Consider the following 15,072-nt stretch of genomic DNA (forward strand, 5'->3'; position numbering starts at 1 on the left):
ATTTATTTTGAGGTTATGTAATGAAACATAATAGTATTGAACTTGTGATGTCTATTATATTACTTGTAGCTGTATATATTACAGTGAGTTACGGGCTCCCAATTGCACAGGCTTCTGCAAATAACAAAAAATTAGCATCGGAAGGTGCGGCTTCCACTAAATCGGACAATAGTAAAACAGTTGTAATCGATAGTGGACATGGCGGAGTTGATGGCGGAAAAGAAAGTAAAGCTGGTGTGTTTGAAAAAGACATTAACCTAAGTATCGCTTTGAAATTAAAAGCCATTTTAGAGGCAGATGGAATTAATGTGATAATGACTCGAACTGATGATAAAGGGCTATATAATGAGAATGATTCTAACAAAAAAGTATCAGATATGAAAAAAAGATGCCAGATGATTAATAATAGTAATGCGGATTTGGCGATTAGCATCCATCAAAATAGTTTCCCTGATTCAGATGTAAGTGGAGCTCAAGTTTTTTATTATACATATTCAGCACAAGGCAAGAAACTTGCTGGTATTTTACAGAATTCGTTTAAAGAAACGGTGAACAATAATAATACTAGAATTGAAAAGGCAAATAAATCATACTACATGCTTGTAAATACGAAAATACCAATCGTAATTGCAGAATGTGGATTTTTGTCTAATCCGCAAGAGGATGCACTTCTTAATACAGAAGAATATCAACATAGTATCGCAGAGGCATTGTATAATGGGATAGTTACATACTTAATTGATGAGTGAGTTAAGAAAATGCAGGAGAAAATCAATGGAAACTATAATTTTAGAGATTAGTGGAAATAATAAAAAAGACGAGGAAATATATAGTAAAGCAGCAGAAATATTAAAAAAAGGTGGGCTAGTAGCCTTTCCGACAGAAACAGTATACGGATTAGGTGCGAACGCACTTGACCCTAAAGCATCCAGGAAAATATATGCCGCGAAAGGAAGACCTTCAGATAATCCTTTAATCGTTCATATTGCGGATGTTTCTGCACTCTATGATTTATCTGTAGATGTCAATGAAATGGCTTTGAAAGTTGCTGATGAATTTTGGCCAGGTCCACTTACTATGATTCTCAAAAAGAAGAATATCGTTCCTAATGAAATTACAGGTGGGCTTGGAACGGTTGCGATTAGAATGCCTAGCCATCCAACTGCGCGACATTTGATTGAACGGTCAGGATTGTATATCGCAGCACCTAGTGCCAATACTTCACAACATCCGAGTCCAACGAAGGCAAAACATGTAATGAAAGACTTAAATGGTAAAATTGATATGATAATTAAAGATGATACAGTGGATATCGGAATTGAATCAACCATCGTTGATTTGACTGGAGATATTCCAATCATATTAAGGCCAGGTTATATAACAAAGGAAATGCTTGGTAAAGTTCTCGGAAAAGTCGAAGTCGATATGGCAATTGTTGAAGGTGGAGTAACTTCGGCAGTGCCCAAAGCACCGGGAATGAAATATAAACATTATGCACCACAAGCAGATTTGACTATTGTGGAAGGTAAAGAGACCGATGTTATTGCTAAGATAAACAGCATTGCAAGAGAAAAAATTACAAAAGGATTTAAAATTGGAATTATGTCTACTGACGAAAGCTTTCATAGGTATACACAAGGTGATGTTCGAAGCGTAGGAACTAGAAGCGATGAAGCGACTGTCGCAAAACATTTATATGAAGTTTTAAGAGAATTTGATGAATTAGAAGTGGATTATATATATTCTGAAGGATTCTCTAGGGACAATGTTGGACAAGCAGTAATGAATAGACTCATTAAAGCAGCAGGACATACTATAATAAATGTTTAATGGTAGAAGATATTATGATTTTATTAATGAAAGGACTAAATATTGCGATTTTTAGTGCAGTGGTGTAGAATATGAAGAAATATAATATGATAATATTTGTTTGCACAGCGAATACTTGCAGAAGCCCGATGGCAGCAACAATAATGAGTAGCCGAAAAAAAGACAAAGATATATTGGTCTCCTCAAGGGGGATGGTGGTGCTTTTTCCAGAACCATATAATCCTAAGGCCGTTGCCGTTGTGTCAAGTCATGGGCTAATTATGCCAAGTAAATCATCAAGACAGCTAGAAAAAGAAGATTTTAATAATGATACATTAGTACTTACTATGAGCGATGCACAAAAGCAGAAGATATATGCTCAATTTGAAAATGCAATAAATGTATATACATTGGAAGAGTATGTTGGCTCGCAGGATGGAGATATCGAAGACCCTTATGGGAAAGGTATTGAAGAATATATTAAGTGTTACGAAAAATTATATATTTTGATTAATAAAGCAGCAGATATACTATTTGAGGATGAAGTTGATTAAATAAAGAGTATCATCCTTATTTATAATAATATTTACATTTGCAACACAAATATTTGATTGTGTCTTGCTAAAGCAAGCCACAGGAATGGAGAAAATAATGCAAATAGCATTAGGATGTGATCATGGCGGATTTGAGTTAAAACAACAGATAATTAGTTATCTGAAAAAAGAAGGTATAGAATTTAAAGATTTTGGTTGTAATGATGTAAAATCTTGTGATTATCCTGATTATGCAAAAGTAGTAGCAAATTCAGTGGTAAATGGCGAATGTAAGTTAGGAATTCTTATTTGTGGAACAGGTATCGGAATGTCGATAGCCGCTAACAAAGTCACCGGCGTTAGGGCAGCGTTATGTGGAGACTGTTTTAGCGCAGAGGCCACAAGGCAACATAATAACGCTAATATTTTATGTCTAGGCGCACGTGTTACTGGAGATGGACATGCACTTAAAATCGTCGATACATTTATACACACTGACTTTTCTAATGATGAAAGGCATATCAGAAGAATTGGTCTAATTGAAGAATAAACTTAAAAACGGAGGAATTATTAATGTCAGAAGTAGTTGTAATGGAACACCCATTGATAAAGCACAAAATTGGGTTGGTGAGAAATGTTGAAACAGGATCAAAGGATTTTAGAGAGTTAATAAGTGAAGTTGCAATGCTTATGTGTTATGAGGCTACTAGAGATTTGAAATTACAAGATATTACTATAGATACACCAATTTGTGAAACTGTTGTTCAGCAACTTAGAGGAAAAAAACTTGCAATTGTTCCTATTCTTAGAGCAGGACTTGGAATGGTAGATGGAATGCTTGCGATGATTCCAGCGGCTAAAGTTGGTCATATTGGTTTATATCGAGACGAGAAAACTCATGAACCGATTGAGTATTACTGTAAACTCCCAGAGGATATTCCTGAAAGAGAAATATTTTTGGTAGATCCAATGCTTGCAACAGGTGGCTCCGCATCAGCAGCAGTTACATTGTTGAAAAGAAGAGGCGCTAAGAATATAAGATTTATGTGTATTATTGCTGCACCAGAAGGTTTGGCAAGATTACAGCAAGAGCATCCAGATGTTAAAATCTATATTGGAGTGCTTGATAAATATTTAAATGAAAATAAATATATTGTTCCAGGTCTAGGAGATGCTGGGGATAGAATATTTGGCACAAAATAATTATATTACTAAATCGTTGATATTATGGAGAAAGGAAGTTTGTAAAATGAGTGAGAAAAGACAAGATTACATATCCTGGGATGAATATTTTATGGGTGTAGCAGTTCTTTCAGGTATGCGTTCAAAAGATCCGAGTACTCAAGTTGGAGCTTGTATTGTAAGCTCAGATAACAAGATTTTATCTATGGGATATAACGGATTACCAAGTGGATGTTCAGATGATGAATTCCCTTGGTCAAGAGAAGGTGATCCTTTGGATAATAAATATATATATACTGCCCACAGTGAACTTAATGCAATATTAAACTATAGAGGTGGAAGCCTTGAAGGTGCAAAGATGTATGTATCGTTATTTCCTTGCAATGAATGTGCGAAAGCAATTATTCAAGCTGGAATTAAAGATGTTGTATATGCAATAGACAAATATGCCGATACTCCATCAGTAGTTGCATCCAAGCGAATGTTCGACGCATCCCGCGTCAAATACACAAAGTATATAAACTCCGGCCGCCAAATCACAATCGATTTATAAAATAGAGTATCTGAGTGGCCATCCCCCCAAGCCCCCGATTTTGCTCTAAACTAGTTGGCATATCGTAGAAAAAACATATATATAGCCTCAATTGTCCGCATTTGAAACGACTACCTTACAATAATGTCTGCAGGTGGCTGACACTTGTGTCAAGCCAAATGCAAACATTATTGTAAGGTAGTCGTTTCAATCCGCGAACAAGAGGCTATATATATGTTTTTTCGCCCGTTATCCAATTAATTATAGTAAAATCAAATATTGATCAAGTATGTTAATATATTCTTGCAATTCACCACTGTAGATAATTTTAAGCAAAGCATCTAAACGATTAAGAGCAGTAACAATCATGTGACTACTAATAATGTCAGATTTAAGTGCTGTTGCAAGTTCATCTAAATCAATTACCTTAACATCGCCATTATTTTCTACAATTACGTCAGCTAAAAGATCAGTAAATGTATAAGAATCAGTATTTTCATCATAAAAAGTATCAATAATATCACAATAAATGTAAACCAATTCATCCTGCTCACTGTAAAATTTGCTGATTTTCCAGCCTTTATCAATTACATAATAAGATATGCCTTTTGCAAATTCAGTCTTAGGATGCAAGGTTTTCCATATGGTAATTATCTGAGTATTATTTTGAACAATAATATCGTCATTATTAAGGCAAATGCATTCGTCCGGTATTAGTCTTTTGCGATAAAGTGTTGACATAATATATTCCTCCTTGCGCCTTTTCTAAATTATAACAATTCGACATAAAAAACACAATCACTTATTAATATTAAATAAAGATAAAGATTGATTCTCGGCCGAAAGGAACGTGATATAATGAATAAATTAAAAAAAACATTTATAAATGTATATATAAATACATCATCAGTATTGATAGATATGACAATTGTGGATATTTTGTATCTTATTTTAGGTGAGATTGTAATCTTGGCTTTTTTGCCAAATAAGAAACTTTATGCAATAGGATTTTTAGTTGGCGTTGTTATTTCCATTATTTCTACAATTCATATGAAAATCACATTAGAGCATGCATTACATCACTTAGAAAAATCAGCAGTAAAAAGATCAATCGTTGCATATGTAATAAGAATGTCTTTTATTGCATTAATATTTTGTGGAATGTATGTTACAGGAGTAGGAAATCTTCTGGCTGGATTAATCGGGATGTTTGCATTAAAATTATCTGCGTATTTACAATCTTTTACACATGAAATCATAAAAAAGATTATAGAAAAGAACCATAAAAATAGTATATAGAAAAAGTATATAGAAAAAGTATAGAGAAAAAGTATAGAGAAAAAGTATAGAGAAAAAGTATATAGAAAAAGTATAAAGAAAAATATATAAAAATAGTATAGAGAAAAAATATATAGAAATAGTATTTAGAAAAATATATAGAATCAGTTTACAGAAATATAGAAAAAAATTATATAATTAAAAAATATGTATAAAATATCCTTTAAATGGTAACAATTTAGAAAATAAATTGGGAATCTATTTGGAAGGAGCTTTTTTATGAAATATTTGAATGGTGAACAATATGGAGAACGATCTGGAAAACGTTATGGAAAACAATATGGAAAACGATATATAAGTCAAAGTTCTAATAATAGAAAAATTAGAACAGACGAACAGAAAAATATTGTTGATAAAAAAATACGAAAAAATAAATATAGAGTAAGAGGCTATTTATATAAACGAATCGCAATTTATATTGGTGTTGCATTATGGATAGCCACTTTATTGAAAATAATATGGTTTGATAATACATCTACTATGCCTGCAAATAATATAGTTACAGCATTTAATAATGCTTCTCTTATGGAAATGAGTGCATCTATTGAAACATTTGGAGAATATGGAGTGTTATATTTAAGCCAAGATGCTAAAAACACGATATTAAAAGATGTTGCAACTAAAATTGGTATAAATAAATATAGTATTGAAACTACACGTGAAGATGACAACTCAACTACAACACTCAGTCAAACTGGGCAAAATGGAGAAGTAATATGTAAACTAGTTACGGTAGAAACAGTCGTAGAGCAAAATGTCATACAAGCGAAGCAATATATTTATATTAATGTAATACTAAATAATTCGATTCAATCGGCCTTTTCATATGAAAAAATCGTTAAAGATATTGTTGAAAATCTTAAAATAGATACAACAGTTACTGTTAATCTGAAGGGTGCAGTGAAAGGAAAACTTGATATTGCGCTTAAAAATTCAATAGCGAGTAATTTCATCGACTCAATGGATGTCAATGTGGTAGCTGAAAATAAAACAGATGATTTGTATACTATCTATGGTTATACTTCAGATATTGATGAATATATAACCGTTAGTTCAAACAAAATAAATGTAAATATTATGATGAATTACGATGAACAAAAAGATGAAACGAATGTGTATGTTGCAACGCCGATTAGTAGCGAAGATTACTAGGTATTACCTAATAAAAAAAACAGCTCCTTTTGATATTTAATATCAAAAGGAGCTACTTTTTCGTGCTGGTTATCTATTATGTTTTTCGTTATATTCATTAACTCTTGTTTGAATACGTTCAACTGGGCTTAGAAGTTCACTGATGGATGCATCATGATTTAATGTATCAACAAGTAGCGCAATGTACTTACTCATATCTACGCTGATATACCAAGGTTTTGAGAGGAGTTCCTCTGGTTGGTATACAAGATTAGTTGTAAGTATTTTATCTATAGTCCCATTTTCATATGCTTCGTCAAATTTATTGAAACCATTCGTGAAAAGACCAAATGTACTAGCCGCAAATACGCGTCTAGCTTTTCTTCTCTTAAGCTCGGCAGCAACCTCAAGAATGCTTTCGCCAGAAGAAATCATATCATCGATAATGAAAACATCTTTTCCTTCTACAGAGGCACCAAGGAACTCATGAGCAACAATTGGATTACGTCCTTTAACAACTTTTGTGTAATCTCGCCTTTTATAGAACATACCCATATCGATTCCTAGAACATTTGCAAAGTATACAGCACGTCCCATTCCACCTTCATCAGGGCTGATTACCATCATATGATCACTGTCAATTTCAAGATCATCAATATTTAATAATAAATGTTTGATAAATTGATAAGACGCAGGAACGGTTTCAAATCCTTTCAGAGGAATTGCGTTCTGCACACGTGGATCATGAGCATCAAAAGTAACTATGTTGTCAACGCCCATATTTGTTAATTCTTGCAATGCAAGTGCACAGTCAAGAGATTCTCTACCTGTACGTTTGTGCTGTCTGCTTTCGTAAAGGTATGGCATAATAACGGTTATTCTTCTTGCTTTACCACCCACAGCTGCAATAATACGCTTAAGGTCTTGGTAATGATCATCAGGTGACATTCTATTTTGATATCCGCATAAAGAATAAGATAAACTATAGTTACATACGTCAACCATAATATACAGGTCGTAACCACGAACTGATTCATTAATAACACCCTTTCCTTCACCTGTACCAAATCTAGGCGTTTGGGCGCTTACAATATAAGAATCACTCTGATATCCAGAAAAAGCAAGTGTTTCCGCATGTGTATTTTGGCGTTGTTCCCTCCAATCGACCAAGTATTGATTAACTTTCTCTCCCAATTTTGCGCAGCTAATTGCTGGGATGAGACCTAAAGTACCAACTGGGATTGTTTCTGTATGACGTTCGTCGCGTGGCATTATTCGTTCCTCCATTGTGTTTTGTCAATTAATAAAATTTAATTGTTCGGTATATTTTAAAATTATAATGTTTATAAAAATAACAAACATCATTAATATTATCATTATAAATCAATAAGTCAAGAATTTTTTACTTTATTGTTATTACGTTTCTCTACACGAATATCACTGCCATGTAATTTCAACATAGTATAAGAACTTGAAATACGTGAAAAAATTCTTTCTGAATAAGTAGAAGCTAAATCTCTAATAGATAAATTGGTAGATATAATCGTTGATTTTTGTTTGAGTATTCTTTCGTTTATACAGTAAAATAACTTTGAATTAGTAAATGAATTGCTTAGTTCAGTACCTAAATCATCAATAATTAATAAATCACAATTGATAATGTATGTACTCATAGTTTCTCCAACGTTATTAAATTTATTATGTGAAAAGTCATGTTCTGCAAATATATCAAATAGTTCTATTGCAGTCAAATAAATTACACTGTGGGAGGAATTCAAAATTTCACAAGCAATACAATTTGATAAAAACGTTTTACCAACACCGGTATCGCCAAAAAATAATAGATTATTAAATGAAGAGTCAAAATTTCGGATAAAATCTTTGCATATTAATAAAACTTTTTGCATATTATTATAGGGTGTGAGACCAGTTGTGGAATCAATTGAGTCTTTTGAATACCATTCAAAAGAAAAATTATCAAAGTTCTCTTTTGTCAAAATGTTTTTGAGATTTGACTGCAGATAAAATACGTCAATCACTTTTTTTTTGAAACATGAACATTGTTCTCCATTTACGATTCCAGTATCTTTACATAAAGAACAATCAAAGATTTCATCTAGATAGTCGTAAGAGTACCCCATATCATTCATAAGGCTAATTCGTTTAGAAATTAATTCGTTAAGCTTTGTTTTGTAACTTTCGAGTGCAACATCGCCTAATTGGATAATTAATGGAGCATTTGTGATAGAGAGATTAATGATTTCATCTTCCAATTCCTTGATTTTTGGACAAGCCGCGTAAACTTCAAGAGTTCTTTCATCAAGGAGGTGTTTATTTTTGATTTGAATTAAATTATACATACGCATAATAGCGTCATGCTGTGAATTCGTAAGTGCCATTATTTTCCTCAGTTTTCTATGATGTCCTAGCTGTTGTTTCCAATTAGTTGTTTCTCAAGTTCATCAAAGTTATAGTCTCGTTGAGTGAAATTGTTAAACTTGTTAGAAGACGAATTTGATGAACCGGTTGTCTTTTGCGTTAAAATACGTTCCTTTGTATTCTTTGACTGCACATATTGTTCGTCTAAAGATTTCAATTCACTTAAACGAGTAATATTCTTTTCTTTCCATTTTGAAAGGATAGAATCGGCATACTCAAAACTTGGTTGATGTGTTACTTGAATTGTTCTATTACAAGCTTCAATAATGATTTCGGAATCAAAGCAATAAACATCATTCCATTTGCTTATAAATTCCTGCTCGCGGATTCCTAAATTACGATTACTGATACCAAATGCCTTCATGACAGAATAAATGTTATTATTATGAAATGTGATTTCTTTTTTTGCTTGTGAGATACTTTCTATACCAGCATCAGCCCAAGATATAGCTACTTTTTCAATGTAGCGCATGCTTTTATGTTCTTTTGATACGCAATACTCAATTAGATATTCGATTAAATCGGATGGAAACTTTAATGCTTCATAAAAGTATATGATTGAATTCGTTTCGGTCGAAGTAAGTGTTTTTCCTAAATACTTCTGTGCTATGTATAGAAGCTGACTTAAATCATCTTTTTCACAAAATTGCTTTAATTGACTTGAAGTATAGCTTGGTTTGGGTTTACGTTCAGCAATAGATTCTATTATGATTGGTACATCAATATTTGGGACATCCTGTCTTGCCGTATGATTCGTAGTGTTACTATTATTGGAAGTACTATTAATATCAGCTGTATTATCAATGTTACTATTTTTATTATTAGAATTCTTATCAGAGAGTTCTTTCATATAATTAGTATCATCGGAAGACAATAATGTTATGCTAACAAGCTCCTTTTTGCTAGTATCATATAAAAGCGAAATAAGACCAGATTTTTCCCAATATCTTAATGCACGAATTACATCATTCTCAGTATGGTTAAACTTGTCCGCAAGTAATGATATAGATATCTGCATACTGGGATCTGAAATGCATCTAATTAAATAGAGATAAATCTTTACGAATTCTCCATTGGCATTAGGCATAAAATTATCTAAAAATAGATTAGATACTATTATTGAGTTTGAATTATTGTTATTTAATATTAGTGATTTCATATAGAACACGTACCTTTCAATTGATTAGCGTAATTATAACACAGTCATTTTGAAATTAAAATAGGCACTAAATTAAGTGGATAAGATTGTGGATAATGTGGATAATGTGGATAAAAACATATAATAGTTAATAAATCGGGTAAAGCCTAGAATTTAAAATTATAAGTTATAAACAAAAAATCCACATATAAAATGAGTTTTACACAAATTTATATGTGGATTCGGTGGATAATGTGGATAACTATGCGATCATATATTAGAATCGGTGGAAAAGTCTTGTTTTAACAGATCTTCGCCAACTTTATAAATGTCACCCGCTCCCATAGTTATCAACAAATCACCGTTGATACAATTTTCAAATAAATATTTTTCTATTTCGTTAAAAGATGAAAAATAATAGCATTCGGTTCCTAATTTTTTGATTTCATTCATTAAATCAACAGAACTGATTCCTAAATCATCTGTTTCACGGGATGCATATATATCTGCAAGAACAACTATGTCTGAAAATGAAAGCGCTTGAGCAAATTTATCGAGTAAAATTTTAGTTCTTGAATAAGTATGAGGTTGAAAAACACTCCAAATTCTATTGTGAGGATAGTGCTGTGCAGAGTTTAAAGTTGCTCTGATCTCATCTGGATGATGAGCATAATCATCAATAATGGTAAATCCGTTAAGCGTACCTTTTTTCTCAAAACGACGCTTCGTACCACTAAAAGATAAAAGTCCAATTTGAATCGTTTCAAAAGGAATATCTAGTTCAAACCCCAAAGCCACTGTGGCCAATGAGTTATATACATTATGGATTCCAGGAACTTTTAAAGTGATGTTTCCGGAGGGGGTTCCTTCTATTAACAAGGTGTAACTACAGCATCCCAAAGCGTCATATATAATATCTTTTGCACTATATTTACTTTTAGAGGGATCCGAGCCTACTGTAATAACATTACATTTACTGTCTTGATAAAAATATGAGATGTTATCAATATCGCTATTAATTATAAGTGTTCCACTGTCGGGAAGTCTTTCTGTAAATAATTTAAATGAGTGACGGATATCATCAATGTCCTTAAAGAAATCAAGATGATCTTCTTTAACATTTAAAATTAAATTGATTGTTGGGAAAAATGATAAGAAACTGTTTGTGTATTCACAAGCTTCAGTTACAAATATGTCGGAATTACCTAATCGAATGTTTCCACCGATACTATCAAGAATTCCTCCTAATGAAATAGTAGGGTCTGTATTGGCCGCAATTAGCATTTCAGAAACCATTGATGTAGTAGTGGTTTTTCCGTGAGTGCCAGCTATATTAATTGATACTTTGTAGTTGCTCATGATTTGACCGAGAAGCTCAGCTCTAGTAATTGTGGGTGTACCAAATTCTACTGCTTTTGCCAATTCAGGATTAGTTGATTGTATTGCTGCTGTATATACCACTAAATTTATACTTGCATTTATATTATCAGCGTCTTGTGGATAGGAGATAATACAGCCATCTTGTTCTAATTCATCAGTTAAGGCAGATTCCATTGAATCTGATCCTGAAACTGTAAATCCTTTATTACATAAAATTTTTGCTAATCCACTCATACTAATACCGCCTATACCAATAAAGTGAACATGAATTGGATTGTTAAAATTGATTTTGTACATTTTGTTAAATACCTTTCTGATTATAATTATCTATATCTTCTATTATAAACCTATCTTATTAAATTATAAACAAAATTATTTATAATCTTATAAGAATATGGTTTTGGTTATAATCAGAAAATTAACCTAAATATTACGAATTGTGCATTTTATACCACAAAGAGGGTTGCAATTAAACATAAAACACAAAAAAACATGTAAAGAAGTACAAAATAACTTTTACTTGCAAAATGAAATGTGATATAATTAGTATGGAAAAACGAAAAAATAACAGCAGAGGTAATGGCATGATTAAAAAAGAAATGATTGCAATGTTATTGGCAGGAGGTCAGGGTAGCAGACTCGGAGTTTTAACTGCTAAGGTAGCTAAACCGGCTGTTGCTTTCGGGGGAAAGTACAGAATTATTGATTTTCCTCTAAGCAATTGTATTAATTCAGGGGTAGATACGGTGGGAGTGCTCACACAATATCGACCATTAAGGCTTAATACACACATCGGAATTGGGATTCCTTGGGATTTGGATCGTAACGTTGGGGGAGTAACCGTTTTGCCTCCATATGAAAAGAGCACAAGCAGTGAGTGGTATACAGGAACCGCGAATGCTATTTATCAAAATCTAGAATATATGGAAACTTATAATCCAGAATATGTATTGATTTTATCAGGTGACCATATTTCAAAGATGGATTATAAGATAATGCTTAATTACCATAAGGCAAATAATGCTGATATTACAATTGCATCTATGCCGGTACCGGTGGAAGAGGCAAGTAGGTTTGGAATTTTAATTACAGATAGCGACAATAGAGTTACAGAGTTTGAAGAAAAACCCATTAATCCACGCAGCAATATGGCATCAATGGGAATTTATATATTTACTTGGAAAGTTTTAAAAGAGACATTGATTAAGCTGAAAAATCAAAACGAATGTGATTTTGGTAATCATGTAATACCATATTGTTTTGAAAATAATAAGAGGATATTTGCATACGAATATAATTGCTATTGGAAAGATGTTGGTACGCTTAATTCATATTGGGAAGCAAATATGGAATTAGTAGATATTATTCCAGTCTTTAATTTATACGAAGAATTTTGGAAAATTTATACAAGGACTGATACCTTGCCACCGCAGTATATTGGCGATAAGGCTCATATTGAACGGAGTATAATCGGTGAAGGCTCCGAAATATATGGAAAGGTGTACAATTCGGTTATAGGAACAGGTGTGGTAATTGAAGAAGATGCAGTTATACATGATTCTATTATTATGAAAAATTGCGTTATTGGTAAGAATTCAGCACTTTATAAAGCAATTATTGCAGAAGATGTTGTGATTGGTGATAATGTTGAAATTGGAATAGGAGAAGATACTCCGAATGTAGAATTTCCTAAAGTATATAATTCAGGAATCGCAACTATTGGTGAAAACTCAATTATTCCCAATGGCGTCAAAATCGGAAAGAATACAGCTATCTTCGGGATTACCGAAGAAGAGGACTATGTAGATGGATTTCTTGTAAGTGGCGGCAATATAATTAAGGCAGGTGAAGATTAATGAGAGCGATAGGAATTATTTTAGCCGGTGGTAATAACAAAATGATGAAAGAGCTTTCAAATAAGCGTGCTATAGCAGCGATGCCAGTAGCGGGAAGCTATAGAAGTATAGATTTCGTACTTAGTAATATGACAAATTCACATATTCAGAAAGTTGCTGTAATAACGCAGTATAATGCAAGGTCGTTAAATGAGCATTTGAGCTCATCAAAGTGGTGGGATTTTGAAAGAAAACAAGGTGGATTATTTGTATTTACTCCAACAATCACATCAGATAGCAGCTATTGGTATAGAGGAACAGCAGATGCATTATATCAAAATCTAGATTTCTTAAAATCTAGTCATGAACCATATGTGGTAATTGCTTCTGGAGATGGAGTATATAAGTTAGATTACAATAAAGTTTTGGAATATCATATTATGAAGAAAGCGGATATCACGCTTGTAGTTAAGAAACTTGATGATGAATCCGATTTTGGAAGATTTGGTTTAGTAAGTATGACGCAAGAAGGTAGAATTACAGAGATCGAAGAAAAGCCAATTGAAACGAACCTTTCAACTGTTTCAACAGGAATATATGTTATTAGAAGAAGATTGTTGATTGAGCTGATTGAGAAGGCGGCTGAAGAAGACAGGCATGATTTTGTAAAAGATATTTTAGTAAGATATAAAAATCTGAAACATATTTATGGATACGTAATAGAATCCTATTGGAGTAACATTTCAACTGTTGAATCATATTATAAGGCCAATATGGATTTTCTTAATCCCGAAATCAGAGATTACTTTTTCAAACAATATCCAGATGTGTATTTTAAGATAGACGATTTGCCGCCTACAAAATACAATGGCCAAGCTAATGTTAAGAACTGTCTGGTTGCTAGCGGTTGTATCATAAATGGAACAATTGAAAATTCAGTCTTATTTAAAAAGATATATATAGGTAATAACACGATTATCAAGAATTCTATTATTCTAAATGACGTTTATATAGGAGACAATGCTTATATTGAAAATTGTATAGTTGAGAGCAAAAGTACAATTAAAGCCAATTCAAATCATGTTGGAAAATCGGATAAAATTGAAATCGTAGTAGAGAAAAGTATGCTTTATATGGATTAATTCATATGGTATGTAATAAGAAGTTATTGGAATACAAAAATATAACTTATGAGAAGTTGCGAAGCAAGCTATTATAAAAGAGGTGGATATATCGCTTCGTAAATCTGGTTATAAGAATTATCTAAGTTCTTATAATTAAACTATATATAATGGAAGGGGTTCGATTATGAATATTACAGATGTAAGAGTAAGGAAAATAGCAAAAGAGGGTAAAATGAAAGCAGTAGTGTCAGTTACAATTGATAATGAGTTTGTAGTTCATGATATCAAAGTAATTGAGGGAGAAAAAGGATTGTTTATAGCGATGCCAAGCCGAAAGGCAACAGATGGAGAGTATAGGGATATTGCCCATCCAATTAATACGAAGACGCGTGATAAATTACAAGCTATCGTTTTAGATGCTTTTGAGAAGGCAGCAGATGAATTGGTAACAGAATAGTAAAAAGGTTGAATGATATAATAGAGTCGCTAAATAAAGGTGGCTCTATTTTTTTGCCAGTTTATTGTGCATAAGTACTGATTAGGAATTATTTAACAATAAAAACGTGATAATGCACAAAAAACGCAATAAAAAAAACGATAAAATAGTAATAATATAAAAAATAGTATGGAC

16 protein-coding genes are annotated in these 15,072 nt (G+C 32.4%); 11 read left to right on the forward strand and 5 right to left on the reverse strand.

Annotated elements, in window-relative coordinates:
* Positions 1 to 20 precede the first annotated feature (20 nt).
* The 6 genes from cwlD (at position 21) to BMY18_RS00315 (ending at position 4,077) form a co-directional block, all read left to right on the forward strand.
* Positions 21 to 749 (forward strand): N-acetylmuramoyl-L-alanine amidase CwlD, encoded by a 729-nt coding sequence (gene cwlD, locus BMY18_RS00290; RefSeq protein WP_092449408.1) that lies wholly within the window; start codon positions 21 to 23, stop codon positions 747 to 749.
* A gap of 25 nt (positions 750 to 774) precedes the next feature.
* A complete protein-coding gene (locus tag BMY18_RS00295) occupies positions 775 to 1,830 on the forward strand; it encodes an L-threonylcarbamoyladenylate synthase (protein WP_092449410.1) in 1,056 nt (351 codons plus the stop codon).
* A gap of 71 nt (positions 1,831 to 1,901) precedes the next feature.
* On the forward strand, positions 1,902 to 2,363 hold the full coding sequence (locus BMY18_RS00300) for an arsenate reductase/protein-tyrosine-phosphatase family protein (protein ID WP_242940921.1): 462 nt from the start codon (positions 1,902 to 1,904) through the stop codon (positions 2,361 to 2,363).
* A gap of 97 nt (positions 2,364 to 2,460) precedes the next feature.
* A complete protein-coding gene (rpiB, locus tag BMY18_RS00305) occupies positions 2,461 to 2,892 on the forward strand; it encodes a ribose 5-phosphate isomerase B (protein ID WP_092449412.1) in 432 nt (143 codons plus the stop codon).
* A gap of 23 nt (positions 2,893 to 2,915) precedes the next feature.
* Positions 2,916 to 3,545 (forward strand): uracil phosphoribosyltransferase, encoded by a 630-nt coding sequence (gene upp / locus BMY18_RS00310; protein ID WP_092449414.1) that lies wholly within the window; start codon positions 2,916 to 2,918, stop codon positions 3,543 to 3,545.
* Between the two features lie 46 nt (positions 3,546 to 3,591).
* Complete coding sequence (locus BMY18_RS00315) at positions 3,592 to 4,077, forward strand: deoxycytidylate deaminase (protein ID WP_092449416.1); 486 nt, start codon at positions 3,592 to 3,594, stop codon at positions 4,075 to 4,077.
* Between the two features lie 240 nt (positions 4,078 to 4,317).
* Here the strand turns inward: BMY18_RS00315 and BMY18_RS00320 are convergent, their stop codons facing one another.
* Complete coding sequence (locus tag BMY18_RS00320) at positions 4,318 to 4,797, reverse strand: ribonuclease FAU-1 family protein (protein ID WP_092449418.1); 480 nt, start codon at positions 4,795 to 4,797, stop codon at positions 4,318 to 4,320.
* A gap of 117 nt (positions 4,798 to 4,914) precedes the next feature.
* On the opposite strand from BMY18_RS00320, the gene BMY18_RS00325 reads away from it, so the two are divergent.
* The gene (locus tag BMY18_RS00325; RefSeq protein ID WP_092449420.1) at positions 4,915 to 5,355 is read left to right on the forward strand and encodes an ATP synthase subunit I; all 441 of its coding nucleotides are present in this window, start codon (positions 4,915 to 4,917) and stop codon (positions 5,353 to 5,355) included.
* Between the two features lie 258 nt (positions 5,356 to 5,613).
* Positions 5,614 to 6,546: a YwmB family TATA-box binding protein gene (locus BMY18_RS00330; protein WP_092449422.1), complete on the forward strand. Its 933-nt coding sequence runs from the start codon at positions 5,614 to 5,616 to the stop codon at positions 6,544 to 6,546.
* A gap of 69 nt (positions 6,547 to 6,615) precedes the next feature.
* On the opposite strand, the gene BMY18_RS00335 is transcribed toward BMY18_RS00330, so the two are convergent.
* The 4 genes from BMY18_RS00335 to murC form a co-directional block, all read right to left on the reverse strand.
* Positions 6,616 to 7,797 carry a ribose-phosphate pyrophosphokinase gene (locus tag BMY18_RS00335; RefSeq protein ID WP_092449424.1) on the reverse strand — a complete coding sequence of 394 codons (1,182 nt, stop codon included), beginning with the start codon at positions 7,795 to 7,797 and terminating at the stop codon, positions 6,616 to 6,618.
* A gap of 119 nt (positions 7,798 to 7,916) precedes the next feature.
* Positions 7,917 to 8,924 carry an ATP-binding protein gene (locus BMY18_RS00340; RefSeq protein ID WP_092449426.1) on the reverse strand — a complete coding sequence of 336 codons (1,008 nt, stop codon included), beginning with the start codon at positions 8,922 to 8,924 and terminating at the stop codon, positions 7,917 to 7,919.
* A 26-nt stretch (positions 8,925 to 8,950) separates the two neighbouring features.
* Positions 8,951 to 10,123, reverse strand: a complete 1,173-nt coding sequence (locus tag BMY18_RS00345; protein ID WP_092449427.1) for a DnaD domain-containing protein — start codon at positions 10,121 to 10,123, stop codon at positions 8,951 to 8,953.
* Between the two features lie 249 nt (positions 10,124 to 10,372).
* Positions 10,373 to 11,779, reverse strand: a complete 1,407-nt coding sequence (murC, locus tag BMY18_RS00350) for a UDP-N-acetylmuramate--L-alanine ligase (RefSeq protein WP_092449429.1) — start codon at positions 11,777 to 11,779, stop codon at positions 10,373 to 10,375.
* Between the two features lie 287 nt (positions 11,780 to 12,066).
* Between murC and BMY18_RS00355 the strand changes: the two genes are divergently transcribed.
* From BMY18_RS00355 to spoVG, 3 genes are all read left to right on the forward strand, one after another.
* On the forward strand, positions 12,067 to 13,338 hold the full coding sequence (locus tag BMY18_RS00355; RefSeq protein WP_092449431.1) for a glucose-1-phosphate adenylyltransferase: 1,272 nt from the start codon (positions 12,067 to 12,069) through the stop codon (positions 13,336 to 13,338).
* Positions 13,338 to 14,459, forward strand: a complete 1,122-nt coding sequence (gene glgD / locus BMY18_RS00360) for a glucose-1-phosphate adenylyltransferase subunit GlgD (RefSeq protein WP_092449433.1) — start codon at positions 13,338 to 13,340, stop codon at positions 14,457 to 14,459. The genes BMY18_RS00355 and glgD overlap by 1 nt, the downstream gene beginning before the upstream one ends.
* Positions 14,460 to 14,625: 166 nt before the next feature.
* A complete protein-coding gene (spoVG, locus tag BMY18_RS00365) occupies positions 14,626 to 14,898 on the forward strand; it encodes a septation regulator SpoVG (protein WP_092449435.1) in 273 nt (90 codons plus the stop codon).
* Positions 14,899 to 15,072 lie beyond the last annotated feature (174 nt).

This window comes from [Clostridium] fimetarium (assembly GCF_900111235.1).
In the GTDB taxonomy this organism is placed as follows: domain Bacteria; phylum Bacillota; class Clostridia; order Lachnospirales; family Lachnospiraceae; genus Clostridium_N; species Clostridium_N fimetarium.